The organism is Planktotalea frisia, assembly GCF_001890925.1.
In the GTDB taxonomy this organism is placed as follows: domain Bacteria; phylum Pseudomonadota; class Alphaproteobacteria; order Rhodobacterales; family Rhodobacteraceae; genus Planktotalea; species Planktotalea frisia.
Genome location: NZ_MLCB01000021.1, coordinates 1 through 25907, shown reverse-complemented (window position 1 = coordinate 25907; position 25907 = coordinate 1). Strand labels below are relative to the sequence as shown.

General features: G+C 53.8%; 28 protein-coding genes and 1 pseudogene. 20 read left to right on the top strand and 9 right to left on the bottom strand.

Translation table 11 applies throughout. The features are described from left to right. Nucleotides 1–3: 3 nt before the first annotated feature. The 6 genes from PFRI_RS01370 to miaB form a co-directional block, all read right to left on the bottom strand. On the bottom strand, nucleotides 4–906 hold the full coding sequence (locus tag PFRI_RS01370; RefSeq protein ID WP_072628972.1) for a hemolysin family protein: 903 nt from the start codon (nucleotides 904–906) through the stop codon (nucleotides 4–6). Nucleotides 907–955: 49 nt separating this feature from the next. Further along, nucleotides 956–1444, bottom strand: a complete 489-nt coding sequence (gene ybeY / locus PFRI_RS01365; RefSeq protein ID WP_072628971.1) for an rRNA maturation RNase YbeY — start codon at nucleotides 1442–1444, stop codon at nucleotides 956–958. A gap of 92 nt (nucleotides 1445–1536) precedes the next feature. Next, nucleotides 1537–2562, bottom strand: a complete 1026-nt coding sequence (locus tag PFRI_RS01360) for a PhoH family protein (protein WP_072628970.1) — start codon at nucleotides 2560–2562, stop codon at nucleotides 1537–1539. A 116-nt stretch (nucleotides 2563–2678) separates the two neighbouring features. Beyond that, complete coding sequence (locus tag PFRI_RS01355; protein WP_072628969.1) at nucleotides 2679–2984, bottom strand: hypothetical protein; 306 nt, start codon at nucleotides 2982–2984, stop codon at nucleotides 2679–2681. Between the two features lie 11 nt (nucleotides 2985–2995). Continuing rightward, nucleotides 2996–3394 carry an OmpA family protein gene (locus PFRI_RS01350; RefSeq protein ID WP_425439433.1) on the bottom strand — a complete coding sequence of 133 codons (399 nt, stop codon included), beginning with the start codon at nucleotides 3392–3394 and terminating at the stop codon, nucleotides 2996–2998. Nucleotides 3395–3913: 519 nt separating this feature from the next. Continuing rightward, nucleotides 3914–5236, bottom strand: coding sequence for a tRNA (N6-isopentenyl adenosine(37)-C2)-methylthiotransferase MiaB (miaB, locus tag PFRI_RS01345; protein ID WP_072628968.1), 1323 nt, complete (start codon nucleotides 5234–5236; stop codon nucleotides 3914–3916). A 144-nt stretch (nucleotides 5237–5380) separates the two neighbouring features. Between miaB and PFRI_RS01340 the strand changes: the two genes are divergently transcribed. Continuing rightward, on the top strand, nucleotides 5381–6250 hold the full coding sequence (locus PFRI_RS01340) for a hypothetical protein (protein ID WP_072628967.1): 870 nt from the start codon (nucleotides 5381–5383) through the stop codon (nucleotides 6248–6250). A gap of 94 nt (nucleotides 6251–6344) precedes the next feature. On the opposite strand, the gene PFRI_RS01335 is transcribed toward PFRI_RS01340, so the two are convergent. Together PFRI_RS01335 and PFRI_RS01330 are read right to left on the bottom strand one after the other, a co-directional pair. Then, complete coding sequence (locus tag PFRI_RS01335) at nucleotides 6345–7136, bottom strand: enoyl-ACP reductase FabI (RefSeq protein WP_072628966.1); 792 nt, start codon at nucleotides 7134–7136, stop codon at nucleotides 6345–6347. Nucleotides 7137–7142: 6 nt separating this feature from the next. Further along, on the bottom strand, nucleotides 7143–8372 hold the full coding sequence (locus PFRI_RS01330; RefSeq protein ID WP_072628965.1) for a beta-ketoacyl synthase N-terminal-like domain-containing protein: 1230 nt from the start codon (nucleotides 8370–8372) through the stop codon (nucleotides 7143–7145). 115 nt (nucleotides 8373–8487) lie between these two features. On the opposite strand from PFRI_RS01330, the pseudogene PFRI_RS21580 reads away from it, so the two are divergent. From PFRI_RS21580 to PFRI_RS01305, 4 genes and pseudogenes are all read left to right on the top strand, one after another. Further along, a pseudogene (locus PFRI_RS21580) lies at nucleotides 8488–9144 on the top strand (oxidoreductase); the annotation flags it as partial. 174 nt (nucleotides 9145–9318) lie between these two features. Beyond that, nucleotides 9319–10125 carry a crotonase/enoyl-CoA hydratase family protein gene (locus PFRI_RS21575; RefSeq protein WP_072629007.1) on the top strand — a complete coding sequence of 269 codons (807 nt, stop codon included), beginning with the start codon at nucleotides 9319–9321 and terminating at the stop codon, nucleotides 10123–10125. 111 nt (nucleotides 10126–10236) lie between these two features. Then, nucleotides 10237–11328 (top strand): Hint domain-containing protein, encoded by a 1092-nt coding sequence (locus PFRI_RS01310; protein ID WP_084649552.1) that lies wholly within the window; start codon nucleotides 10237–10239, stop codon nucleotides 11326–11328. A gap of 87 nt (nucleotides 11329–11415) precedes the next feature. Then, entirely contained in the window at nucleotides 11416–12468 is a 1053-nt protein-coding gene (locus PFRI_RS01305; protein WP_072628963.1) for an alcohol dehydrogenase family protein, read from the top strand. Between the two features lie 47 nt (nucleotides 12469–12515). Here the strand turns inward: PFRI_RS01305 and fabA are convergent, their stop codons facing one another. Next, a complete protein-coding gene (gene fabA / locus PFRI_RS01300; RefSeq protein ID WP_072628962.1) occupies nucleotides 12516–13025 on the bottom strand; it encodes a bifunctional 3-hydroxydecanoyl-ACP dehydratase/trans-2-decenoyl-ACP isomerase in 510 nt (169 codons plus the stop codon). Nucleotides 13026–13174: 149 nt separating this feature from the next. On the opposite strand from fabA, the gene irrA reads away from it, so the two are divergent. The 15 genes from irrA to PFRI_RS01225 all read left to right on the top strand — a co-directional run. After that, nucleotides 13175–13606 (top strand): iron response transcriptional regulator IrrA, encoded by a 432-nt coding sequence (gene irrA, locus PFRI_RS01295; RefSeq protein WP_072628961.1) that lies wholly within the window; start codon nucleotides 13175–13177, stop codon nucleotides 13604–13606. Beyond that, nucleotides 13607–14593, top strand: a complete 987-nt coding sequence (locus tag PFRI_RS01290; RefSeq protein ID WP_072628960.1) for an NADPH:quinone reductase — start codon at nucleotides 13607–13609, stop codon at nucleotides 14591–14593. It begins immediately after the preceding gene. Nucleotides 14594–14654: 61 nt separating this feature from the next. After that, entirely contained in the window at nucleotides 14655–15341 is a 687-nt protein-coding gene (locus PFRI_RS01285) for a haloacid dehalogenase type II (protein ID WP_072628959.1), read from the top strand. Continuing rightward, nucleotides 15341–16168: an alpha/beta fold hydrolase gene (locus PFRI_RS01280; RefSeq protein WP_072628958.1), complete on the top strand. Its 828-nt coding sequence runs from the start codon at nucleotides 15341–15343 to the stop codon at nucleotides 16166–16168. Before PFRI_RS01285 ends, PFRI_RS01280 begins: the two co-directional genes overlap by 1 nt. After that, the gene (locus tag PFRI_RS01275; protein WP_072628957.1) at nucleotides 16165–17136 is read left to right on the top strand and encodes a threonine ammonia-lyase; all 972 of its coding nucleotides are present in this window, start codon (nucleotides 16165–16167) and stop codon (nucleotides 17134–17136) included. Before PFRI_RS01280 ends, PFRI_RS01275 begins: the two co-directional genes overlap by 4 nt. A 5-nt stretch (nucleotides 17137–17141) precedes the next feature. After that, nucleotides 17142–18335 (top strand): endonuclease/exonuclease/phosphatase family protein, encoded by a 1194-nt coding sequence (locus PFRI_RS01270; protein ID WP_072628956.1) that lies wholly within the window; start codon nucleotides 17142–17144, stop codon nucleotides 18333–18335. 11 nt (nucleotides 18336–18346) lie between these two features. Next, entirely contained in the window at nucleotides 18347–19147 is an 801-nt protein-coding gene (gene pcaD, locus PFRI_RS01265) for a 3-oxoadipate enol-lactonase (RefSeq protein ID WP_072628955.1), read from the top strand. Continuing rightward, nucleotides 19140–19853 carry an alpha/beta fold hydrolase gene (locus PFRI_RS01260; protein WP_072628954.1) on the top strand — a complete coding sequence of 238 codons (714 nt, stop codon included), beginning with the start codon at nucleotides 19140–19142 and terminating at the stop codon, nucleotides 19851–19853. The genes pcaD and PFRI_RS01260 overlap by 8 nt, the downstream gene beginning before the upstream one ends. Before the next feature lie 10 nt (nucleotides 19854–19863). After that, nucleotides 19864–20589 (top strand): tRNA (guanosine(46)-N7)-methyltransferase TrmB, encoded by a 726-nt coding sequence (trmB, locus tag PFRI_RS01255; RefSeq protein WP_072628953.1) that lies wholly within the window; start codon nucleotides 19864–19866, stop codon nucleotides 20587–20589. A 137-nt stretch (nucleotides 20590–20726) separates the two neighbouring features. Continuing rightward, nucleotides 20727–22079, top strand: coding sequence for a 3-phosphoshikimate 1-carboxyvinyltransferase (gene aroA, locus PFRI_RS01250; protein ID WP_072628952.1), 1353 nt, complete (start codon nucleotides 20727–20729; stop codon nucleotides 22077–22079). Further along, nucleotides 22076–22585 carry a hypothetical protein gene (locus PFRI_RS01245; RefSeq protein WP_072628951.1) on the top strand — a complete coding sequence of 170 codons (510 nt, stop codon included), beginning with the start codon at nucleotides 22076–22078 and terminating at the stop codon, nucleotides 22583–22585. Before aroA ends, PFRI_RS01245 begins: the two co-directional genes overlap by 4 nt. After that, complete coding sequence (gene cmk / locus PFRI_RS01240) at nucleotides 22585–23193, top strand: (d)CMP kinase (RefSeq protein ID WP_072628950.1); 609 nt, start codon at nucleotides 22585–22587, stop codon at nucleotides 23191–23193. Before PFRI_RS01245 ends, cmk begins: the two co-directional genes overlap by 1 nt. 72 nt (nucleotides 23194–23265) lie before the next feature. Next, nucleotides 23266–23781, top strand: a complete 516-nt coding sequence (locus tag PFRI_RS01235; RefSeq protein WP_072628949.1) for a polysaccharide deacetylase family protein — start codon at nucleotides 23266–23268, stop codon at nucleotides 23779–23781. Between the two features lie 57 nt (nucleotides 23782–23838). Continuing rightward, nucleotides 23839–24369 (top strand): CIA30 family protein, encoded by a 531-nt coding sequence (locus PFRI_RS01230; RefSeq protein ID WP_072628948.1) that lies wholly within the window; start codon nucleotides 23839–23841, stop codon nucleotides 24367–24369. Between the two features lie 390 nt (nucleotides 24370–24759). Next, nucleotides 24760–25907 (top strand): hypothetical protein (locus PFRI_RS01225; RefSeq protein WP_139292064.1); only part of this gene is annotated, 1148 nt, incomplete at its 3' end.

The following is a 25907-nucleotide window of genomic DNA, read 5'->3' as shown; positions in this document are numbered from 1 at the left end:
CGCTTATTCAGCAGGCGGCGCGAGACGCACGCGTAGGCGTTTGATGCGGCGTGGATCTGCATCGATCACTTCAAACTCATAGCCTGCTGGATGACGGACGACTTCGCCGCGGGCTGGAACGTGGCCTGCGAGCATAAAGACCAGACCACCGAGTGTTTCGATCTCTTCTGCATCGATTTCGTCGTCTTCTGTCAGATGAATGCCAATCGCGTCTTCGAATTCATCAAGCGGCGTTTTGGCCTGTGCCAAGTACTGCCCAGATTTTTCAAGCGTCCAAAGTTCTGCTTCTTCTGTGTCGTGTTCATCCTCGATCTCGCCAATGACCTGTTCGATCAAATCTTCAATCGTGACCAAGCCGTCCACACCCCCGTATTCGTCAATGACGAGGGCCATATGTCGACGTTCGGTCTGCATTTTTGTGAGCAGAATGCCGATGGGCATAGAGGGTGGAACAAAAAGCAGCGGGCGCAGCATCGCGGTCAGATCGAACGCTGTTTTTGCACTGTTAAAGCCGTATAAAAGCGCAAAATCTTTCAAGTGCGCAAAGCCCAGCGGTGTATCAAGGGTACCATCATAAACGGGCAGGCGGGTTAGCCCGCTTTCGCGAAAAACCGAGAGAAGCTCGTCTTTGCTGGCTGTATTGGCAACACATGTGATGTCTGCTTTGGGTATGGCGACGTCTTCGATACGCATGCGGCGCAGGTTGATCATTCCGTGCGGTTGGGTCCGCGCAGGCGCTGGTGCTGGTGTTTGCTCTGGTGCGCCGTCTTGGGACGGACTTAGGGCAGAGATGACGCGTGAAAAAAAGCCGCTCTCAGGTTGAGAGGGCTCGGGGTGTGGTTTGGTTTGCTCGTCTTCGAGCTGCGCGCTTTGCGCTGCTATAGAGGAGCCGTCTTTGTCGCCCATGGCGCGCTGTATTCCTTATAAGTGGCAGCGTCTTGTGCACTGCGTTGTCTTAATATGGGGTATCTATGCCTAAAGTGCCAAGTATCAACACCTCTGTTTCTTCCATCAAAGTGGCATCAAGGTCACGGATATGATCGTATCCAAGCAAATGTAGCACGCCGTGGATGACTAAGTGGGTAACGTGATTGCTCATGCTCTTATCTGCCGCGCACGATTCCCGCTCACATGTATCGTAACTGATGGCGATATCACCGAGTTCTGCATCCATCGGGAGCGTAGGTTTTTGCGGGGCTGCACCGTCCGTGCTGCTTGCGCGCTCATCCGAGGGCCACGAGAGGACGTTGGTGGGGGTTGGTTTGTCTCTGAACTCTGTGTTGAGTTCTGAGATGCGTGCGTCATCGCAGGCAAGGATGGCGATCTCAAAGGCATTTGGATCAAGGTTCAAGTGGGTGAGTGTTTGTCGCGCTGCTGTTTCAGCAAGCGAAGAAATATCCAAGCTTTGCCAGCGGTCGTCTTCGATAATGGTGTCCGTTAGCAAGGTACTGCTCGCTGGATGTCAGCCCCCAGACGCAGGTTAAGCTGGGGGCCAGCCCCCAGACCCCCGAAGTTTATTTGGAAAGATGAAGGCATTCAGGTTTTCTTACGTGCAAGCATAGCTTCATGATCTGCTTCATAAGCTTCGATGATGGCGGCGACGAGAGGGTGGCGCACGACATCTTTGGATGTGAAATAATTGAAGCTGATTGAAGGTATTTGATTGAGCAGGCGTTCGGCATCAGCAAGGCCGGACGGAACACCGCGCGGAAGATCGATTTGCGTGCGATCCCCTGTGATGACCATACGAGAGCCTTCGCCAAGGCGCGTGAGAAACATCTTCATTTGCATCGTCGTCGCGTTTTGCGCTTCATCAAGAACGACGAACGCATTGGATAGTGTTCGTCCACGCATGAAAGCGAGCGGCGCGATTTCGATGCGTTTGTCTTCGAGCAGTTTGGTGAGTTGTTTGGCAGGCAAGAAGTCGTTTAGCGCATCGTAGAGTGGCTGCATATACGGGTCGACCTTGTCCTTCATGTCACCGGGCAAGTAGCCGAGCTTTTCGCCAGCTTCCACGGCTGGGCGCGACAGGATGATCTTGTCTACATGTCCACCAATGAACATCGAAACCCCAACTGCAACAGCGATATAGGTTTTGCCTGTGCCAGCAGGGCCGATTCCAAAGGCGAGCTCATTATCAAAGAGCGCTTTTGTGTAGGCTTTTTGCGCGTCTGTGCGAGGTTCTACGAGTTTCTTGCGCGTCTTAATCTCGATGATGTCATTGGCGGACGGGGACTGAGGGCTGTCGTCTGCAGACGGCGCACGCGGGGCCAGGCCCATACGAAGTTCACGATCGATGTCCGCAGGTTCCACAGATTTTCCAGCTTCGAGGCGCGCATAAAGCGTGCCAAGAACTTCGATGGCAGCTGCGCGCGCATCGGGTTGGCCCATGATGACCAAGCGATTTCCCCGACGGATGATCTGAACGTCTGATCCCGTCTCGACATGAGCGAGATTCTTGTCGTACTCACCGCATAGATCAATCAGCAGACGGTTGTCTGGAAAGTCCAACGTGGCCTCTGCCGCAGTTGGCAGGTCTGGAGATAAGTCAACTGTGCTCACTCAGGGCATTCCTTATTAGGTTCGATTGGTTACTTAGAGCGTTGCTTTACGAAAAAAACCGCAGGTGTGAAACCTGCGGTCTAATTTAGATGTTTTCAAGTCGTTGTGATCAAAGATCACTTCGCGAACAAGTCAGTCGCACCACCGCGCCATGGGCCGGTTGCAACGTTCGCAGGTGCTGCGCCGGAGCATACTGGCTTGCCGTATTTGTCGAGACGTGCCGAGAGGTAGCCCTCAAAGCCATCGTCGATGATCCAGTTGTCACAGCCGTTCGGGTCGACCCAGATGCCAGCGATCAATGTACTGAGATCTTTTTTGTCTGTACCGAAGTCTGTGCCTTTGTCAGGGCTACGACCGCCGCCTTCACAAGCCGCTAGACCAGCAACAGCGACAAGCGCGAGAGAGAGTTTTGCAAATTTCATGTGTCTATCCCTCAGCGAATGCAGATGATTTCAACGCGGCGGTTCTTGGACATGCCGACGCTGTTGTTGGATGCGATTGGCATACGCTCGCCGTAGCCACGTACGTCGACGACGCGTGCGCCAACGCTGCTTGCAATGCTCGCGATTGTTGCCGCGCGATTGTAAGACAGACGCATGTTGTAGTCATCAGATGCGCGGCTGTCCGTGTGACCTGCGATCACAAATGCAGATGCACTTGCGCTGCGGAAGAAGTTTGCAACGCTGTCGCGACCAGAGCGGCTGATGCTATGACTGTTGGTGGAGAAGAACTGATCAGAGTTCATCACACCGCAGACGTTACCACGACGGCAGACCGGGATGCCCTGGCGGCTGACGTGGGGTGTCATGTAACCCTTAACGCCGTCGTCCATTACCCAGTGCTCGCACCCATCGGGGTCAACCCAGATGTTTGGAATGTAACGCTCGCCTAGTACAGTGCGTGTGTTACCTGTTGCAGCGCCTTGAATGGCAGTCGCGACGCCTTGAGTATTTCCGTATTGCTGGGTGCCGTACTGCTATGCTGCGGCGGAAGAACTGAGAGCGAAGGCACTCAAACTAACAATCGCGGCGCATTTTGTAACGGTACCAAGTGCTTTGGAAAGTAAATTTACCACAGCTTTCGTCCTTCGTCCTAAATCCCCCCAGAGCGCCACCATATACGCGGTGTTGTCACTCTGCATCCCACTAGATATTGCCATCATAACAAATCCTAGCCCCGTGTGAAGCGTATTGTGGCCAAACCAAGGCATATTAGCGCGTGAAATGCCCCTCGGAAGGGTAAAGATCGTGATTGTATATCAAATGAGATGTATTCAGCGGAAAGACACTCTCTTTAAAGGTGCATCTAAAGAGGGTCCCACACATACGATTCGTAAGTTTCGGCCGCTGGCTTAGATTTGAGCGCCAGCAAGGGAATTGCGCACGGCTTCTGTAATGCGCGCATTTACCAGATCACCGGGCTGCGCTGTGCAGTCATTGATGTGGACCGCGTGCAAATACTCTGACTTGCCAACCATCTGACCGGGATCACGCCCTTGCTTTTCAACCAAGACAGTTACATCGCGCCCAACCATGCCTTGTTGGATCTCAGTTTGCTGGCGCGTGATCAAAGCTTGCAAGCGTTGCAACCGCTCTGATGCAACGGCGTCTTCAACCTGCGCGCGCTCAGCGGCAGGTGTACCTGGGCGGGTCGAGTATTTGAAGGAATAGGCGTAGCCGTAGCGCACCTCTTCGATGAGATCGAGTGTGGCTTGGAAGTCTTCTTCGGTTTCCTCTGGAAAGCCCACGATGAAATCGCCGGACATAAGGATGTCAGGGCGCGCTGCGCGAATACGCTCGATCAGGCGCAGGTAGCTGTCTGATGTGTGGCTGCGGTTCATGCGCTTGAGGATGCGGTCAGAGCCGGATTGCACAGGTAAATGCAAATATGGCATCAGCTTGGCGCAATGCGCATGAGCGTCGATCAAGTCATCTTGCATGTCATTGGGGTGAGATGTGGTAAAGCGGATGCGGGCAAGACCGTCGACTTTATCAAGTTCCCATATGAGCTGAGCCAACCCCCACTCGTTCCCATCAGGCCCTGTTCCGTGATAAGCATTCACGTTTTGACCAAGCAGAGTAATTTCGCGCACGCCGCGTTCCACGAGGTCTTTGGCTTCGTCAACTATGCGCTGCACGGGGCGCGACACTTCGGCACCGCGCGTATAAGGAACGACGCAAAAGGCGCAGAATTTATCGCAGCCTTCTTGCACCGTCAGAAAGGCCGCAGGTGCGCGCCGCGCTTTGGGGCGGTTTTTCAAGGCTTCGAATTTGTCTTCTAAAGGGAAATCCGTATCGAGCGCTTTTTCGCCGCGACGGGTTTTGGCTTCCATCTCTGCAAGGCGGTGATAGCTTTGCGGGCCGACAACCAGATCAACCGCAGGCTGGCGGCGCATGATTTCTTGCCCCTCAGCTTGCGCCACGCATCCGGCGACACCAATTTTCAGGTCTGGCTTATTGGCTTTGAAGGCCTTCATACGGCCAAGTTCAGAGTAAACCTTTTCCGCCGCTTTTTCACGAATGTGACAGGTGTTGAGCAGGATCATGTCGGCATCGTCGGGTGTTTTGGTCTCGACGTAGCCTGATGCGCCTAGTGCTTCGCTCATGCGTTCACTGTCATAGACGTTCATTTGGCAGCCGTATGTTTTGATAAAGAGTTTTTTAGTCTCTGACATGATAAGCAGCCTTTGGCGGTTTTACGGAAGCGTTGCGCTGAATGCGCTCTGTTTGGCGCGTGTTACATCAAAAGCGAGGGCGCTTGCAATGCGCGCGCAAATGACCGATTCTAGGGAAAACAGTATGGGCAAAGGAAACACTCGGTGGCACGCTATTCATCCTTGAAGAAATTCATCTCTGCCGCGAATGAAGTGCTGCTCAAAGGGCATGTTGCACTGATTTTTGTGGAAGATGATATCGAGGTTGGCACAACCCTGCGCCATCACATCGATTGTGGCTTTAAACATGTTGTTGTCTTTATGCCTGATGCGTTTGAGTTGCCCAAAGACTTGGCTGATCGCGTGCACCGCGTAAGTTATGACATGAGCGCGGATGCTGCTTTGGAAAAAGCGGTAAATGCCGTGATCAAAGCGGTGCCTGATATCTGGCTCTATTATTGTTACAATGCAGAATATCTATTTTACCCATTTTGCGAAACGCGCACTGTGGGTGAAATGATTGCGTTTAATGTTGAAGAGCGCCGTTCGACGATAATGACTTATGTTGTCGATCTTTATGCGAATGACTTAGAAAAGTTCCCGAATGCGGTGTCGCTCGATCATGCGCATATGGATCGCTCTGGGTATTATGCGCTGGCACGAATGAAACCTGGAACCGAGTGGCCGGAAGAACGGCAACTGGATTTCTTTGGAGGTTTGCGGTGGCGTTTCGAAGAGCATATTTCAGAAGCAAGCCGCAAGATTGATCGTGTTGGCTTGTTTAAATCCTCTAAGGAATTGGTGCTGCGCGGGAACCACACGTTTAACGAGCCGGAATACAACACGTATTCTTGTGAATGGCACCACAATTTGTCTGCGGCGATTATGTCGTTTCGAACTGCAAAGGCGCTAAAGCGTAACCCGGGATCGGCTTTTGATATTCAATCGTTTCAATGGCACAACTCCGCACCTTTTGAATGGCACTCGCGGCAATTGTTGGATCTTGGTTTGATGGAGCCAGGACAGTGGTTCTAGGTGCTCGAATTTTCTAGAAAATTCGAAGGCGGGGGCGCTGCCCCCAACTCAGCAAGTTGAGTTTCCCCCGAAGTTTACTTCGAAAGATGAAGCATTAGAGGTTGTCTTGCTGAGGCATACCGAGAACGTGAAACCCGCCATCAACACGCAGGATTTCTCCAGTTGTGCACGCACCCACGTCCGAGGCGAGGAAAACGGCGGCACCGCCAACAGCTTCGAGTGTTGCATTAGAGCGCAAGGGCGCGTTTTGATCAGTGTGTTTATAGGTCTTGCGTGCACCGCCAATGGCAGCGCCGGCGAGCGTTTTCATTGGACCCGGTGAGATCGCGTTGACGCGAATGCCCTCGGGGCCAAGGTCATTAGCAAGATAGCGAACTGTGGATTCAAGCGCGGCTTTTGCAACGCCCATGACATTATAGTTAGGTGTCACACGCGTGGAACCCATATAGGTCAACGTCAAGATCGTACCGCCGTTTGCTACCATCATGGGGTGCGCGCGCCTTGTGACTTCGATCAGGCTGTAGGCTGAGATATCCATCGAGTTTTTGAAGTTCTCGCGCGACGTGTTCAGGATCCGGCCTGTGAGTTCGTTTTTGTCTGAATAGGCAATCGCGTGGACCACAAAGTCGATGGTGTCCCAGCGCTGGCCAAGTTGTTCGAACGCCGTGTCAAGGGACGCATCATCGGTGACATCGACATCAACCATAAAGTCGGAGCCAACGGAAGCGGCGAGCGGCTCTAGGCGTTTGCCGAAAGCTTCGCCTTGGTAGGTGAAAGCCAGCTCTGCGCCTGCTTCAGCCATCGCTTTGGCGATACCCCATGCAATGGAGCGTTCATTCGCGACACCCATGATAAGGCCGCGTTTTCCGTGCATGGAACCTGTCATATTCTATCACCCGTGAAATTTAGAAAGCAGCATGGAGCCATTGGTGCCGCCAAAGCCGAAGGAGTTCGTCATTACCGTATCAAGGCCAGCGTTATCGATGCGCTGCGTCGCGATCTCAGCTGGGTTCAGCGCGGGATCGAGGGTCTCGACGTTGATCGAGGGAATGATGAAGTCATGCTCTAGCGCGAGCAGGCAGTAGATCGCTTCTTGCGCGCCTGTGGCCCCTTGGGAGTGACCCGTCATCGATTTGGTCGAGCTGACGGGCGGCGTGGAGCCGGTCCCGAACACGCGACGGACCGCTTCGATTTCGCCCACATCGCCGACGGGCGTGGATGTGCCGTGTGCGTTGATGTAGCTGACTTTGCGATCTGAATTTAGTGTCTTCAAAGCACCAAGCATTGCACGCTCGCCGCCTTCGCCGGAAGGGGCAACCATATCTGCACCATCGGATGTGGCAGAAAACCCTGTGACTTCGGCGTATATTTTCGCACCACGCGCTTGAGCGCTCTCGAGGGATTCCAGCACGATCATGCCGCCACCGCCGCCGATCACGAAACCATCACGGTTTGCATCGAATGCGCGGGAGGCTTTTTCGGGTGTGTCGTTATATTTGCTCGACATCGCGCCCATTGCGTCGAACAGGCAGGACAGGGTCCAGTTGAGTTCTTCGCCGCCACCTGCGAACATCGTGTCTTGCAAACCAAGTGCGATTTGCTGGGCTGCCATTCCGATGCAGTGCAAGGACGTAGAGCATGCTGACGTGATCGAAAAGTTCATGCCTTTGATCTGGTAGGCTGTCGCGAGGTTGGCAGACACAGTCGAGGACATCGTCTTTGGAACTGCGAAAGGGCCAATACGCTTGGTCGCGCCTGTCTTTAGAACAACCTGATGTGCGGCGAGCATGGCAGAGGTGGAAGGACCGCCAGAGCCTGCAATCAAACCTGTCATCGGGTTGATTATTTCTTTCTCAGTAAGACCCGCATCCGCAATCGCCTGACCCATCGCAATATGCGCATAAGCCGCCCCCGGGCCCATAAAGCGCAACGTGCGCTTGTCCACGTGATCGGCTACATTGAGATCAACAGAGCCTGCGATCTGGCTGCGAAAGCCATGCTCTTTCATATCTTCATTGGCAGTGATGCCGGAGCGGCCTTCCTTCAACGAGGACAGAACCTCATCTGCGTTGTTACCGATACTGGAGACAATTCCCAAACCTGTGACGACGACACGGCGCATAGCGCACTCCCTTTAATTAACTTGCGACCTATGTAGGGCAGAGCGGGGCAGGGGTGCAAGGGGGCGGCGCTTGACACTTTGTTGCGCATCGCCTTGCTTGCGCAGAGATTTTTGAATCGTACTTGAGGAATTCCTAGACACGTCGCTGCTTTTCACCCCGCTTCAGATCAACGACGTCACTTTCAAGAACCGGATCGGGACGTCGCCAATGTGCCAGTACAGTTCAGACGATGGCGTCGCACGCGATTGGCACATGGTGCATTTGGGGGCACGCGCTGTTGGCGGTGCAGGCCTGATCATGACCGAATGCACAGCAGTGTCGCGATAGGGCCGCATATCAAATGGTTGCGCGGGACTTTGGGGTGAAAAACATGCTCAGGCTTTGAAGCCTGTTGTGGCTTTTCAGCGGTCTTTCGGGGCCTTAGCAGGTATTCGAATTGCGCATTCTGGCCGAAAAGGGAGCGCTGCTGATGCTCTCAATGGGGGCAATCACTTGGATGGAGATGATCCTTTGGGCTGGGAAACCGTCGCGCTGACGGGCGACGCGTTTGATCCAGATGTCACGCGACTTTGGAAAGCGCCGCGGGCGTTGAGCATTGCAGAGATTGGAGAGGTGCAAGCGCAGTTCGTGCACTCTGCCAAGCTTGCGCTTGAGGTCGGTTATGATCTTTTAGAGGTTCATTGTGCCCATGGGTATTTGCTGCATTCTTTCCTCACCAATCTCGTGAATACACGTTCGGATACTTACGGCGGTGATCTGAAAGGGCGTGCGCGCTGGGCGCTGAAACGCGGCATGTTTTGGCAGAGCAATACGGGTTCTTTGTGGGCAGTTAGTTTTGAGTTCTCAAAAAGTGACGGTGCGTCCAACTTTGCGCTCACTTCTTGTGGCAACGAATTTGCGCCTTTACGCAAATGCACAAAGGTTTCGCGTTCAAAGGACACACCCATGTCGATCCAGATCAATCCTACCGATTTTACAAATCTCTCCTTAGAAGCGCATGACGATGGCGTTTGGGTGGTGACTTTGAATCGTCCGACGAAACGCAATGCTCTAGATATCAACACGATTGAAGAGTTGGTCACTTTCTTTTCTGCGGCCCCACGTGCTGGTGTGCGTGCAGTTGTTCTTGCCGGTGCGGGGGATCATTTCTGCGCTGGGCTTGATTTGATCGAGCATCACGATGAAGACCGATCGCCCGCGGATTTCATGCATGTTTGCCTGCGTTGGCATGAAGCGTTCAACAAGATGGAATATGGTGGCGTGCCGATCATCGCCGCTTTGCAAGGCGCTGTTGTGGGCGGTGGTCTGGAATTGGCCAGTGCTGCACATGTTCGGGTGATGAATGAGACGACCTATTTCGCATTGCCAGAAGGTCAGCGCGGGTTGTTCACAGGCGGCGGTGCGACGATCCGTGTGACCGATCTGGTCGGCAAGGCGCGCATGATCGACATGATGCTAATGGGGCGTGTCTATTCGGGTGCGGAGGCTGAAGAGGTTGGCCTTGCGCAGTATCGTGTTGAAGGGTCCAGCTTTGATGAGGCTTTGCGTTTGGCTCGTCGCGCAGCAGAGAACCTGCCATTGTCAAATTTTGCGATCTGTTCAGCGGTGAGCCACATGCAAAACATGTCAGCGATGGATGCGGCTTATGCAGAGGCGGTTGTGGCTGGTGTGGTGAACACGCAGCCTGATGCGCGCGCGCGCTTGGCGGCGTTCGCGGATAAGAGTGGCGCGCGGATTCGGCGCAACGACTGATATTGATTGTTCAAACTCCGTAAACAATCCTGACTAAATCGCATTATTGCCCCAATGACGTCAGGAACGTCCTGCATTTAGCTCAAAGTAAGTGTTATTTGTGTTGGTTAAATGCCGGATCCGGTCATATCAGAGATAAAGTACTTAGGCGGTGGGCCTTTGGACTACTTGGAGGTCAGGGTTCCTGACGACTATCCTGATCCTGGCAACCTGCGCTTGGTGATTTATGATCTATCGCACAATGGCTCGACCACAGCATCGCCCGCTTCCAGCGATATTTACACCGTCACAAGTGGACTGCTCTACACCGAAGACGTCGATTTAGACGGAAATGATGATGACGGCGTGCTTCATTATACTTTCGGATCTTCTGAGGACGGCACGAACATCCGTTTGCACGCAAACGACGCGGTTGGACTTTATAATGTGGTCACGGGCGAGACCTATGGCCTCTATAACTGGTCCAATACAAACTACACGGTTTCGACAAATTCCGGCGATCCTTTCGCTGGTGAAACCGCGACGCTGCTCGACAATACAGGTCAGGTCAACGGATCCAGCTCACTCGAGCGGCAGCAAGATGGTAGCTACACGCTGCAAACCACACCAAGCGCGGGTGCGAGCTACATTTGCTTCACTTCTGGCACGCAGATCATGACACCTACGGGCGAGCGCGCAGTTGAAAAGCTGTGTATCGGCGATGAGGTCATCACCAAAGACTTAGGCGCGCAGAAAATCCGCTGGATTGGTTCGCGTCAGTTGGGTGGGTTAGAGCTTGCGACGATTAGCAATCAACCTATCACGATCAAAGCACATGCGTTTGGTCAGGGCGTGCCCCGTCGCGATACCAAGTTGTCACAAAACCACACCATTCTGAACGATCATTGGAAAGCGTCGATGTACTTTGGCGAGGATGAAATTTTAACTCCTGCCAAGAGTCTGATCGGTGCAGATTATGCGTTTCACAGCTCTGAACGTGCGGTGACTTACTATCATATCTTGCTTGATCAACACAGTTTGGTCCTTGCCAACGGCATGTGGGCAGAAAGTTTGTATTTGGGGTCTGAATGTATGGAAATGCTCTCGCCTCGTAACCGCCTAGAAGTGTTTGATGCGTTTCCAAATGTGTGGGCGAATCTGGGTGCTTACGGACGAACTGCGCGTCAGCAAGTGCGTGTTCGAGAAGCGCGGCTATTGATGTAGACGTTTGCTGTTGGCGTGTTGGCTTTTGCATTGACAGAGCGCCTCGCTTTCATGAAGTGTCGCGACTTCCCGATCTAGGAGACTGCGATGACGACCCCCGAAAAAATGAGCGGCATGGTTATGAATGGCCATGGTGGTCCTGAAATGCTGGAATGGCGCGATGATTTGACTGTTCCAACGCCTGGAAAAAATGACGTTATCGTTCGGGTGAAAGCCGCAGGTGTGAACAACACAGACATCAATACGCGCATCGGCTGGTATGCGAAGACGGATGTGGACGTTGACGGGGATGAGGCCGGATGGTCCGATACTCCGCTCACATTTCCACGAATCCAAGGCGCCGACGTTTGCGGCGAGATTGTAGCTGTGGGTGACGCAATTGATGCGTCGCGGATTGGCGAGCGAATTTTGATCGAACCTTGCCTCTGGGAAGTGAACGGGACCACGCGGGAGATTCCTTGGTATTTTGGGTCTGAATGTGACGGCGGATTTGCACAATTCACCCGTGTCGCAGCTGTCCACGCACATAAGGTAGAAACCGACCTGAATGACTTGGAATTAGCGTCGTTTCCTTGCTCTTACTCAACTGCTGAGAACATGTTGACACGCGCCAACGTAAGTGAGGGTGAAACAGTCTTGGTCACAGGCGCGTCTGGTGGCGTAGGATCAGCGGCTATTCAACTTGCGCAAGCGCGCGGTGCGAAGGTCATCGCAGTGACAAGTGCATCAAAGGCGCAAGCTCTTCTCGATCTGGGGGCGATCAAAACGCTGGATCGCAACGACGATTTCGTCGCCGAGATTGGTGCAAATAGCGTTGATGTTGTCATTGATTTGGTCGCCGGTGAGAAATGGCCAACTTTGCTTGACGTGCTTCGTCCGAAAGGACGCTATGCCGTTTCTGGAGCCATCGGCGGACATTCTGTCGAGTTGGATGTGCGCACCCTTTATCTCAAGGATCTTAGTTTCTTCGGCTGCACCGTGCTTGAGCGAGAGGTCTTTGGAAATCTAGTCAAGCGTATCGAGCGCAAAGAGATCGCACCATTGGTTGCCGAAACGTTTGCGCTGCGTGACATTGATGAAGCGCAAAAAGCCTTTAACGAAAAAGCGCATATTGGGAAGATTGTACTAAAGGTCGACTGAATAGGTTGGTTCAAATGTCACTGAAACATGACATTTGAACCAAAAACTTAACTCTCGCTCAAAGCAACCTTCATCCCCGTCACCTCGTAGATCACTTCGCCATCCGCTTCGACGATCCCATCAGCAACGCCCATGGTCAGTCGCCGTGTTTGGATCGCCTTGGTGAAGTCAATCTTATAGGTCAACATTTTGCGATCTGGGCGCACCATGCCCTTCAGCTTCACTTCGCCAACGCCAAGCGCATAGCCGCGTCCTTGCCAGCCGCGCCAGCCGAGGTTGAAGCCCGTCAACTGCCATAGACCATCTAGGCCAAGACAACCGGGCATGATTGGATTGCCCGGGAAGTGGCAGTCAAAGAACCACAAATCAGGCGTGATATCGAATTCGGCCATGATGTGCCCTTTGCCATGCGCGCCACCATCGCCAGAGCAATCGGTGATGCGGTCCATCATCAACATGGGAGGGGCTGGAAGCTGGGCATTGCCTTCACCAAACAGCTCACCACGGGCGCATTTGAGAAGGTCGTCTTTGTCAAAGCTGCTAGGGAAATCGGACATGTTGGCTCCAGTATGAAGGATGTTTTGCTACCTCTATCATCCACGCCCGAGCGCGTGCAAGTGAACCAAAGTGCACAACTGCGCAGGAGATGATTGAAAATGGCGCGCAAAATGGCATATAAGAAGGGTATCCAACAGTAGGACGACCCATGACAGATGTTTTGAGCCAGCCAGAAAACCGTGCAGCAGATTGGCTTTCGGGTGGTGGACTTCGCCCTACCCGGCAGCGTTTGGCATTGGCCGACCTCTTGGTGGGTGACGGCAAAAACCGTCATGTGACGGCTGAGAGCTTGTTTGCGTCTGCGAAAGAGCAAGGCGAGAGCGTATCGCTCGCGACCGTTTACAATACCTTGCGCGCGTTTTGCGATGTGGGGCTGGTGCAAGAAGTCACCGTTGACGGCTCCAAGAGCTACTTTGACACCAACACCCATGATCATCCCCATTTCTATTGGGAAGATGAGGGACGTTTGAGCGACGCACATGCGAGTGATCTGGTCATTGCCGCGCTACCTGATGCCCCTGAGGGGATGGAAATTGCCAAGGTTGATGTGGTGATCCGTTTACGCAAGACCGGCGCTTAAATGCGCGCGATTGGCTATGATGCCTTTGGCGTAGCGCACGATGTTCTCGCGCTCCATAATATCGAACTGCCTGAACCGAGTGCGGGCGAAGTGCGGGTCAAGCTTACCTATTCCGGTGTAAACCCTTCTGATGCCAAAGCGCGGTCCGGCTCACGGCCCGGCGTTTTAAAACCTGCGTTTGATCTTGTGATTCCCCATTCTGACGGCGCTGGCGTGATCGATGCGATTGGTGCTGGCGTTGACCCTGCGCGCATTGGTGAGCGGGTCTGGATCTGGAACGGACAATGGCAACGTGCGCATGGTACGGCTGCACAAGCGATGTGTTTGCCGTCCGAGCAAGCGGTTCTGTTGCCTGATGGTGTCAGTAATGAAGCGGGCGCAACGCTCGGCATACCGGGGCTGACGGCTGCGCATTCTGTGTTTGGCGGTGGCGATATTGCAGGGCAAGTCTTGCTGGTTTCCGGAGGTGCTGGCGCTGTGGGGCACAATGCTGTGCAACTGGCGAAATGGGGTGGCGCGACGGTGATCGCGACGGCTTCGCCAAGTGCATTCGAGCGGGTCAAAGCGGCGGGTGCTGATCACGTTATTGACTACCGCGCGGCTGATTTGGCCGAGCAAATCCTGAGCCTGACCAATGGCAAAGGTGTTGATCGCGCCGTGGAAGTTGAATTCGGCGTCAACGCGGCCTTGTTGGCAGGGGTGGTGCGCGCGAACGGCGTTATTGCGGCCTATGGCTCTCAGCTTGATATGGCCCCGACTTTGCCGTTTGGACCTTTCTTGTTCAAAGCAATCACGATCGACATTGTACTCGTCTACATTCTCGAAGCGGCCCCACGCGCTGCTGCGATTGAAAAGCTGCATGCGGCTCTGATCGAAGGCGCGCTCAAACCTGCGATACACGAGATCCTTGCGTTAGAAGACGCCGCCCGCGCGCATGAACGTGTCATGACCGCTGGTCGCAACGGCGCGGTTTTGCTGAAAATCTGAAACCTCGCCCCTTGCCCCCTAACCACGCGCGCGCCATGGTGACGCAAATTGGGGGACGTTTATGTCTATTAAAGTCTGTGTATTTGATGCCTATGGCACATTGTTTGATGTTGGCGCTGCTGCGCGTATCGCAGCGGGGGAAGAAGGGCGCGACGCGCTCGCTGCCAAGTGGATGGATGTTGCGGAATTCTGGCGTCAAAAACAGCTGCAATACACATGGTTGCGCGCGATCACAGGCGATCACACAGATTTCTGGACGGTTACACAAAACGGGCTTGATTGGGCGCTGGAACGCACGGGGCTTGATGGCGATCTAGAGCTGCGCGAACGTCTTTTGGCGCTCTATTGGGAGCTTCAGGTTTATAAAGACGTGCCGATGATGCTTGCTCAGCTCAAAGCGGCGGGATTGCAAACGGCAATCTTGTCGAATGGCTCCCCTGATATGCTCGATGGCGCGGTAAGTTCTGCTGGGATTGAGACCTTTCTGGATGAAGTTTTGTCAGTGCAAGACGTTGGGGTGTTTAAGCCAAACGCGAAAGTCTATCAGATGGTTCTGGATCGCTTTAGCTGCACTGCGGATGAAGTGCTCTTTGTGTCCTCAAACGGATGGGACGCTGCGGCTGCTTCTGGATTCGGGTTCGAGACCGTTTGGGTTAATCGCAGCGATGAACCAATGGATCGCTTGTTCGCGCAGCCACAACATGTGCGCAGCGATTTGACGGACATTCCAAAGCTGGCGGGCGTTTAATGCCGCGTTTTGAAACCTCTGATGGGCCGTCTTTGTACTACGCGGATGAGGGCGAAGGCCTGCCGCTTTTGTGCCTGTCTGGCCTGACGCGCGACAGCCGCGATTTTGACTATGTGATGCCGCACCTGAAAGGCTGCCGCGTTATTCGCCTTGATTATCGGGGACGTGGCAAGTCGGGTTGGGCGGATGATTTTCTGTCCTATAACATTATGCGCGAAGCGCAGGACGCGGTTGAGCTGCTTGATCATCTTGGATTGGAAAAGGCGGCGATCCTTGGCACGTCGCGCGGCGGAATTATCGCGATGGGTTTAGCGGCGACGGTGAAAGTGCGTTTGATCGGTGTCGCGTTGAATGACATCGGCCCAGAGCTTGATCCCAAAGGGCTAGAAGCGATTATGGTATATTTGGGTGTGAAGCCCAGAGCTAATACACTCGCAGAGGCATCGGCGGGGCTGGCTTACGTGATGCGAGAAAAGTTCGTGAACGTGCCGCAAAGCCGCTGGGATGAAGAGGTTGCGAAGTTTTTCGTGCAAACCGATGATGGCCTCGCGCTGAGCTATGATCCCAAACTGCGCGAAGCAGTGGAGGTCGCGAGCCAAGCGGAAATGCCTGATCTTTGGCCGTGGTTTGATGCCCTTAACGGTTTGCCTTGTGCAGTTATTCGGGGTGCGAATTCTGATTTATTGGCGCAAGACACCTATGATCAAATGATGATCCGCCTGCCGAAAGCGCATGGCGCTGTGGTGAAAGATCGCGCGCATGTGCCGTTCTTGGATGAACCAGAAGCTGTCGAAGCTTTGCGCAAATGGATTGGGGACATGCAATGAACATCGAGATGATCCGCGCCGCTTATGTGCGTGGCAAAGGCCATGTGCGCCGCACGCCATTGCTGTCTTCGCCGTTTTTGGATGAGATTGCAGGGCGGCGCGTATTCCTGAAAGCAGAGTGTTTGCAGCACACTGGTAGCTTTAAATTCCGTGGTGGCTGGTCGGCGTTGTCAGCCATGAACCCCGAACAGCGGGCCAAAGGCGTGATCGCGTTTTCCAGTGGCAATCACGCGCAAGGGGTCGCGTTGGCAGCGCGGATGCACGGCACAAGTTCGGTGATCATCATGCCTGCGGATGCTCCACGCGTGAAGATCGAGAACACTAAAGCGCTGGGCGCGGAAGTTGTGCTTTATGATCGAGGGTCGCAAGACCGCGATGTGATCGGGGACAAGCTGTCCCGAGAACGGGGCCTGACCTTGGTGAAACCTTTCGACGAGCCTTTGGTGATTGCAGGGCAGGGAACGTGTGGACTGGAGATTGCTGAACAAGCGGTTGAAGAAGGTATCGTGGATGCAGATGTGATTACCTGTTGCGGTGGCGGTGGTCTGACCTCTGGCATCGCGATGGCATTGGAAGCCGATCAGCCGGGTTTCAATGTGCGTCCCGCCGAACCCGAAGGGTTTGATGATGTTGCGCGTTCGCTTCGCGCAGGGGCAATCCAACGCAATGATGCGATGACAGGTTCCATCTGCGATGCGATCATCACGCCGCAACCCGGCGATCTGACCTTCCCGATTATGAAGCGCTTGTGCGGTGACGGGATTGTTGTGTCTGAGCATGATTGCCTGCGCGCAATGGCGCTGGCGTTTGAGCGTTTGCGCGTTGTGATTGAGCCGGGCGGCGCGGTTGCGCTGGCGTCTGCGCTGTTTCACGGCGATCAGCTTAGCGCCGACACTGTGATCGTCACCGCATCCGGTGGAAATGTAGACAAGCCCGTGTTCGAGCGTGCTTTGGCAACTTTGGAGTAGTGCATATGCAACGCGCACGCGTAGCGAGTTTTAATGTCAAAAACCTTATTGGGGCGGACAAAGAATACTATAAATTCCAGCAGTATACGGAAGAAGAATACGCGTGGAAATCTGACTGGCTCGCAGAGCAAATCGTGACTATGGATGCCGATGTCGTTGGGTTCCAAGAGATTTTCGAGGAAGCTGCGCTGCGCGATGTGATCGAAGAAGCGGACGAGATTGGTGAAGAGAGCAACGAAGTCTCCGTGCCGGATCGCTCCAAACGCTATCGCAAACGCGCCATTTTTCGCAAGCTCAGCTACACGGGGTACAAGGATGCCGCGCTCGCGTTTGCACCGAATGTAAATGATGGTGAGGCAGGTCATCGCCGCCCGGGTGTCGCGATCCTGTCGCGGTTTGGTTTTGAAGGCACACCAGAGGTGATCCAAGATCTGTCCGAACCGCTTGATATACCGTTTCAGGACATGGGTGGCGGCGATGGGGGGCATTATCGAATTTCACGACTGTCGCGTCCTATTATTAAGGCGCGCGTCCCGATGGGGGGCGATGTGGTGACGGTATTTAACACGCACCTCAAATCCAAGCTTGGTGAATTTGTGCGTCCTGAAGCTGCTGAATTTGCACCTGAATTTGACCTCGCGAATTATGATGCTGTTGGTCGTGCACTCGGGTCAGCACGCGCGGCGTTGCGCAGAATGGCCGAAGCCTGGGTGCTGCGCGGTGAGATTGTTGCGGAGCTCAAAGCAGGTCATCCCGTCATCGTCATGGGTGATTTTAACGATAGCGAACACGCTGTGAGCAGTGAGATTATTGCGGGCGAGAAGGCGTTCAAGAACTACTCTTGGATGTTGCGGCACAACGCCAAAGCCTCCAATGACCGCTATTCGCGCGAAGAAAACGAGCAAATCCAAGAAGCAATTGGATCGGTGCAGCTTCACTCCGCCGAAAAACTCTTCGTGAAAAAATCGCTACGTGATATGGTTTATACATCGGCCTTTGGAGGCGTGTTTGAGAGCATTGACCAGATTTATCTGTCGCGCCATTTTGTCCCCGAAGCGGGCGGAAAATTCGGTGAGATGGAATATTTCAGCGTTCTCAATGACCATTTGACCGACGGAAGCCATGCAGAGGCACCGTATAACAAGCTGGCCTCGGATCACGGTCAGATCATGGTGCATTTGGCGTTAAATGATGAGTGAGGAGACAAGCGATGAACTGGTTTGATGCAGGCGACGCGCAGCTTCATTGGCGCGAGGATGGTGACCCTGATGGTGCGCCTGTGGTCTTTTCCAACTCGCTTGGAACCGACCTGCGGCTGTGGGATTTTGTATTGGAACGGTTGCCGAAAAAGGGTTTGCGTTACATTCGCTATGACACGCGCGGGCATGGTTTGTCGTCTAGTCCCGACGGCCCTTATGGTATGGGCGCGCTGATCACTGATACAGAGCGTTTGATGGACCACCTTGAGCTGAAAGACGCGGTGTTTGTCGGTTTATCGATGGGTGGAATGATCGCGCAAGGCTTGGCAGTGAAGCGGTTGGATCTGATCCGCGGGGTCGTTTTGTCCAACACGGGCGCAAAGATCGGCAACGCGGACATGTGGAATGAACGCATTGATGCGGTAACGGCTGGCGGGATCGAAGCGGTCGCGGATGCAACGATGGAGCGGTGGTTTTCCAAAGCCTTCCATGAAACGGCTGAGTTGCAGATGTGGCGCAATATGCTGACGCGCCAATCAGCAGAAGGCTACAACGCCTGCATGTCCGCGATTGCGGGGACGGATATGATCACAGTAACCTCTGGCTTGCGCTTGCCTGCGATGGGGATTGCAGGGTCTGAGGATGGTTCCACCCCGCCTGATATGGTGCGTGAGTTGATGGGGCTTATTCCGGGTGCGGGGTATGAGTTGATCCGTAAGGCGGGGCATCTGCCTTGCGTGGAGCAACCTGATCTTTACGCGCAACATTTGATGCGTTTCCTAGATAGCATCGGTCACGGCACGGATGGCTGAATTTCTATTGATCCACGGCTCGTGCCATGGGGCGTGGTGCTGGCGGGACGTTTTGCCAGAACTTGCGCGCTTAGGTCACTCTGCCCGTGCTATCGATTTGCCCTCACATGGGGTTGATCAAACGTCGATCAAAGATGTGACGCTCGACCTTTATCGCGATGCGATTTTGGCGGCGATTGACGCGCCTGTTGTGCTTGTAGGGCATTCCATGGCGGGTTTTCCGATCGCGGCAGCGGCAGAGAAGGCGCCGGAAAAAATTGCGCGCTTGGTGAACCTATGTGCTTACGCGCCGTTCTCTGGCTATTCTTTGGTTGAGATGCGCAAATTGGCGAAACGTCAGCCCTTGCTGGATGCGATAGAAAAGAGCGCGGATGGATTGAGTTGGACACCGATTGTGAGCAAGGCGCGCGAGACGTTTTATCATGATTGTTCAGATGAAGTTGTAGCGTTTGCGCAGGCGCATTTGACACCGCAAGCGATCTTGCCTCAGGCGACCAAGTTGGAGTTGGGCGCGAACTACAACAGCGTCGCAAAGTCCTATATTCGCTGCGCTGATGATCGCACGATTCCACCTGAATTTCAGACGGAAATGGCAGCGCGTTTTGCCACTGAGGATCGCCACGAGATGCAAACATCGCACTCGCCCTTCTTTGCGGATCCGAAAGGTTTGGCGCATTTACTCGACAAGATCGCGCGCGCGGGCTAACAGGCGCGCCATGAGCGATGAAAAACCTGATCTTAAGCACCCGTCCGGCGCGCCTTGGCGTAATTTTTATGGCCGTTTTAAAGGGCATACGCTGCGCGGGTCTCAGCAAGTCTATCTGAAAGAAGATCTTGAGAGCCTCTCACCAGGTGCGGTGGGGTGGGAAGAAAACCCCGAGCGTGAAAATCTTGACCTCAAGGGCTTGTTCGGAGATCGGCCCCTGTGGCTTGAAATTGGGTTTGGCGGTGGAGAGCATTTGATCCACCAAGCAGTGCAAAATCCTGATGTGGGATTGATCGGTGCGGAGCCTTATATCAACGGCGTGGCGATGTTGCTTGGCAAGATCCGTGAAGCGAAAGTGTCAAACCTACGCGTTCACGCAGGTGACGCGCGCGATGTTTTTGATGTTTTGCCCGCGGGCTCAGTGTCGAAGGTCTTTCTGAACTATCCCGATCCTTGGCCGAAGAAACGTCATCATCGGCGTCGGTTCGTGACGCCTGAGCATTTAGAGGCATTGGCCGTTGTGATGCACGCGGGCGCAGAGTTGCGTGTGGCAACGGATATTGAGGACTATGTGCGTCAGACTTTGGAAGAGGTTCCGCGCGCTGGATTTACTTGGACCGCTGAGACGAGCGCTGACTGGAAAGAACCATGGAGCGATTGGGTGTCCACGCGTTACGAGCAAAAGGCGCTGCGTGAAGGTCGTGTCCCGCATTATCTAACATTTACCCGTAAATAGAGGTTTGATTTGAGTACGCCTTGCGCACTCAAGCCTCCGGCGGAAGTTTATTTAGAAAGATGAAGGGGCGGCTCATGGACGGCGCAACGGGCTTGCGTTATCAGGCTTGAAACAGCTTTTCGAAGAGAGTCCCAAGCATGTCCTCACATGGTGTTCCTGTCCCGATGTCGTCCTCCAAATGTGGACCATTGAAGGGGCGCGCTGATGTTCCCGGTGATAAATCCATTTCACATCGCTCGCTCATTTTGGGCGCGATGGCGGTGGGCGAGACGCGGATAACCGGCTTGCTTGAAGGCGAAGACGTGCTCGACACGGGGCGCGCGATGCGCGCGTTTGGGGCTGAGGTCACGGATCATGGCGGCGGTGAGTGGTCGGTTCATGGTGTGGGTGTTGGCGGCTTTGCAGAGCCTGAAAATGTGATTGATTGCGGTAATTCTGGTACTGGTGTTCGCTTGATCATGGGCGCCATGGCAAGCACGCCGATTGTGGCGACTTTTACGGGTGATGCGAGCTTGAATGGGCGTCCAATGGCGCGTGTGACGGATCCTTTGGCGCTATTTGGGGCTGAGGCGGTTGGTCGGACGGGCGGGCGTTTGCCGATGACCATCGTTGGCGCGAAAGAACCCGTCCCTGTGCGCTACGTCACGCCTGTGCCATCGGCTCAGGTGAAGTCGGCGGTTCTTTTGGCGGGCCTGAATGCGCCTGGTCAGACAGTTGTTATCGAGAAGGAAGCGACGCGCGATCATACAGAGCGGATGTTGCAAGGGTTCGGCGCTGAGCTGACGGTTGAGGACACCGACGAAGGTCATGTGATTACGCTAACGGGACAGCCTGAGTTAAAACCGCAAGTCATTACAGTGCCGCGCGATCCTTCTTCCGCGGCGTTTCCCGTTTGTGCCGCACTGATCACTGAAGGGTCGGATGTTTTGGTGCCTAACATCGGCTTGAACCCAACACGCGCCGGGTTGTTTGAGACGCTTCGCGATATGGGAGCGGATCTGACATATGAGAACGAGCGCACTGAGGGCGGTGAGCCGATGGCCGATCTGCGTGCACGCTATTCGCCAAACATGAAGGGTATCGAGGTCCCGCCTGCGCGTGCAGCTTCGATGATTGATGAATACCCGGTGCTTTCGGTGGTTGCTGCGAATGCGAGTGGGCCGACAGTGATGCGCGGCGTGAAAGAGTTGCGCGTGAAAGAGAGTGACCGGATTGACGCGATGGCCACAGGTTTGCGCGCCAATGGCGTTGAGGTTGAGGACGGTCCTGATTGGTGGATCGTGCAAGGGCGCGGCATGGGCAATGTGCAAGGCGGGGCAGAATGTGCGAGCCATCTCGATCACCGGATTGCGATGTCTTTTCTTGTGCTTGGAATGAGTACGATAGATCCTGTGCGCGTTGATGATGCGGGTCCGGTTGCGACGTCCTTCCCGATTTTCGAGCCGCTCATGGCAAAGCTTGGGGCGAAAATCACACGGCGCAACGCGTGAACAACCCACTGAGACTTGTGCGTGTGCTGGGTTTCAGCGCGCTCGCTCTTTTTATCATTTTGGCTGGAGTTTTGCAGCTCAAGATCGCACCTCAGGTAACATTCCTGCCGCAAGCGGAACAGAGCGCATATCCAGATAGCGCCTTGGCGTCTTTGGCAATAGAGTTGCGCCAAGCTGGTATTGATGAGCTTTATAAAACGTTGTTCCTAATTGTCGATTTCCTCTTCATTTTGGTTTTTGGTCTGTGGGTGATGCTGGTGCATATGATGCGCAGTGCTGTGCTTTGGCGGTTCTGGGGCGTTGCGATTGCTGCGCTCTTTATGGCGCTGGATTTCAGCGAAAACATGATGCTCGCAGTGCGTATGGGACTGGCGAGCAAAGGCAATCTTGACCCTGCAATCTTGACGGCTGAGGTCAGTGCGGTGCATTGGGTCACATTGGCGAAATTTTCGGTAGCGGCGATTTGTTTGATCTCTGCATTCTTAGCATCAAGGAAACGCGGATAATGGGATTTACCATTGCGATTGATGGGCCTGCTGCGGCTGGTAAAGGCACGCTATCCAAAGCGATTGCGGCACATTTTGGCTTTGCGCATCTCGATACGGGACTTTTGTATCGCGCGGTTGGCGCAAAAACGTTGCTGGGGGTTGAGCCAATCGAAGCGGCCTTGAAACTTGTCGCGTCCGATATGGACGACACGGATCTGCGCTCGCCCGAAGTCGCGCAAGCGGCGAGCAAGGTGGCCGTAATCCCTGAGGTGCGTGCCGCATTGGTGGATTTCCAACGTGCGTTTGGTGCGCGTGCAGGTGGAGCGGTGCTGGATGGGCGCGACATAGGAACGGTGATTTGCCCGGATGCGAAGGTAAAGCTCTACGTCACGGCCTCTGCCGAAGTGCGCGCGGAGCGGCGTTATTTGGAGTTGTCCGCCAAGGGCGATGCGAGCACGCGGGAACAGGTTCTGGCTGATGTGAAAGCACGTGACGCGCGCGATATGGAGCGCGTTGAAGCGCCTTTGAAACCAGCTGATGATGCGGTGCTGATTGATACGTCGGAAATGAGCATCGAAGACGCGATCGCCAAAGCCCTCGCTGCGATCGAGGCGCACACGGCGTAGTCACGTAGCCGTGGTTCGACAGAACACACGCGCCCTGTTTATGCTGAGCCAACCCTAGCGAAAGGCTCAACGATGCGTATTTTGATGATCTGTTTAACGATGTTGGCGAGCCCTTTGCTTGCACAAGACAGCGAACCTGCGATGACGGGTGCGCGGATGAACTCAATTCTGTTGGCGATTGACCCAGAAGCCGTGCAGCGCGGGATTACAACGGAACTCACAATTGATGATGTGCCGATCATGGTGATCGTCGATGAACCCTCTGACCGTATGCGCGCGATGGTGCCTATTCGCAGTGCCGACGGGCTGGAGCCCGAAGAACTGCAACGCATGATGCAGGCCAATTTCGACACCGCTTTGGATGCGCGTTACGCTGTTGCGCAAGGGCGCGTGTGGGGGGTGTTTATCCATCCGCTCTCGCCGCTGGAGCGCGAACAACTGGTGTCGGGCCTGATCCAAACTGTGAACCTCGCGCGCTCTTACGGGCAGGCCTATACGGGCGGTGCGCAGCATTTCGGCGGTGGGGATAGCAACGGGATTTACCGAGACTTGCTGGAAGAACTGCTGAAAAAGGGCGAAGCGCTTTAGCGCCTTGCCTTGCTGCCCTTTTGCGCCAATTAGAGCGGTAACGAAGGAGCAAACAAGATGAGAATTCTCGCATGTATATTCGCTTTGATGGCCACCATGAGCAGCGCTGAACCTGTGCAATTGAACGAACGTTTCGATGCCGGAGCCGAGGCGCGCTGGCGCTATATCGGGGACAACGTGATGGGCGGCGTGTCAGCGGGGCAAGCTCAAATCACGGCACAGGGGTTGAACCTGACGGGGCAGGTGAGCACGGACAACAACGGTGGTTTCATCCAAGTGCGGCGTGAATTTGAGGACGGTTTGAGCGCGGATGTGTCGGCTTTGGTTCTGAAGGTGCGCGGCAATGGTGAACGCTACACGGTCTTTTTGCGCACCCGCCAAGCGCGCCTGCCTTGGCACAATTACAAAGCGTCTTTTGTGGCGGGTCAGGCGTGGTCAGAGGTGCGTTTGGAGCTGAGCACGTTTGAACGCTCGACCGGATTGCTGCCCGCTACGATCTCGCCTGAAGATGTGCGCAGCGTGGGCTTGGCGGCCTACGGCGCGGATTATGAGGCGGATTTGTGGGTTGGTGCGGTTCGGGCGGAGTGACGCGAGGGCACGCCAAACGGCGGCGAGGCTGATTGCCCTGCCGCGTTGGTGTTTGATTTAATTCTAAAAATGGCGGCCGCCATGAAGCGGATCGTTGGAAGGTCTCGGGGGTTTTTAATCCCTTTGCTCGCTCTGGGGGCTGTTCACCCCGTCGTCTTGCGCAAGATCGAAGGCGCTCGCATTGCTACGAGTCTGTGATCCTGATTTCAGTGGTTAACCGAGGAGGAGAATGCGGGGAGTTGGTTAAGGATTGGTGAGGGGTGAGTGCGGTGGGGGCAGATTGAGTCACTATGTCGAGTATGTGAAATTGTTCTTGAAAATAGATGTACTGGTATTGTCAATTCAACACTAAGGTGAAAGCCTACACTCTAGGCGAGTGATTGGGTTAGCATGAAGTACCGGAATCTAAAAAATTGGACCAACCTGAACGAATGTAAAGGTTTGCTTTTTTTCGCTCAAAGGATGGATGAATTAACATTCAGTTACACTCTGGACAGCTATAGGGCGCCAACAACCACGGCTCCCTTCCTTGTACAAGAGGCAATAAATTCATTTGTCTTATGCGAAAAATTGGAAACTTCGCCGAATAGTTCGTTTCATATTCTTGATGAACTAGAAGAACGCTTGAAGTCCAACTCAATCGTCAAAAAAATGTTGAATCTACATTTAGAAAGTTATATCAAGTACGATCGTAATCAAGTAAGCGCGATAATCCGAAAGCTACGCGTCTTGGAGCGCGAGCTTGATTCGAGAACCTATACGCTAACTGGATTAGAGCTGCTGAAGGTTGCGATAAAGTCTGGCAAGAAGTCGGAGATAGATTTTCTTGCAAAAGAAATTTCTTCAAGCTTACAAAATCTCAAAGTCAGCGGACAGCACTTAAATGAAATGGTAGTTGAGACGTTCTTCTCGGAATCGAAGGTGGAGGGAGAGGAGGTTTTGGAAGAGTTTTTTCGAAAACTTTTTCCTCATTCCCACAACTATGATATCTTGGTGAAGATTGAAACGAGTATAGGGAATGTTCGCAAAGAAGTGCTTCGAATGTTTAAGATGGAACTTTCCAAAAAAATTCCAGAGCATATCTCTGAAGATGAACTCCGACATTCCTTCGTGACACTTAATTCGAAAGAAGATTTTTTTCTCCTTAGAGAGATTCGAGCACCCGATAAGTTCTCTGCGATGGCAAGTGCGATAGATAAAATTGATCGCCTATACGATCTATTTGGGCTTTTTCATCATAAAGGATCATACACTCTTAGTGAGTTTGGCATAGCAGTTAAAATATGCTGTGAAAAAACTCAAGATTCAATTAGAACTTCTGTGAACCGCATGCATTTTGTAAGCGATAATCGGCCGCTTAAAGCCGCTCGAAAACTTGATAGTATGATGGAGCAAGTGAACTTTCCACGAGGAGTTGATAAGGCTAAATTTTTCCGTGCGATAAGTTTCCACGGAAAGTGCATGCAAACTGAATCGGTATACCGCTGCTACCCCAAAACCCGAATTTTTTCATGGGTTATGACGCGGAAATTGTCTGA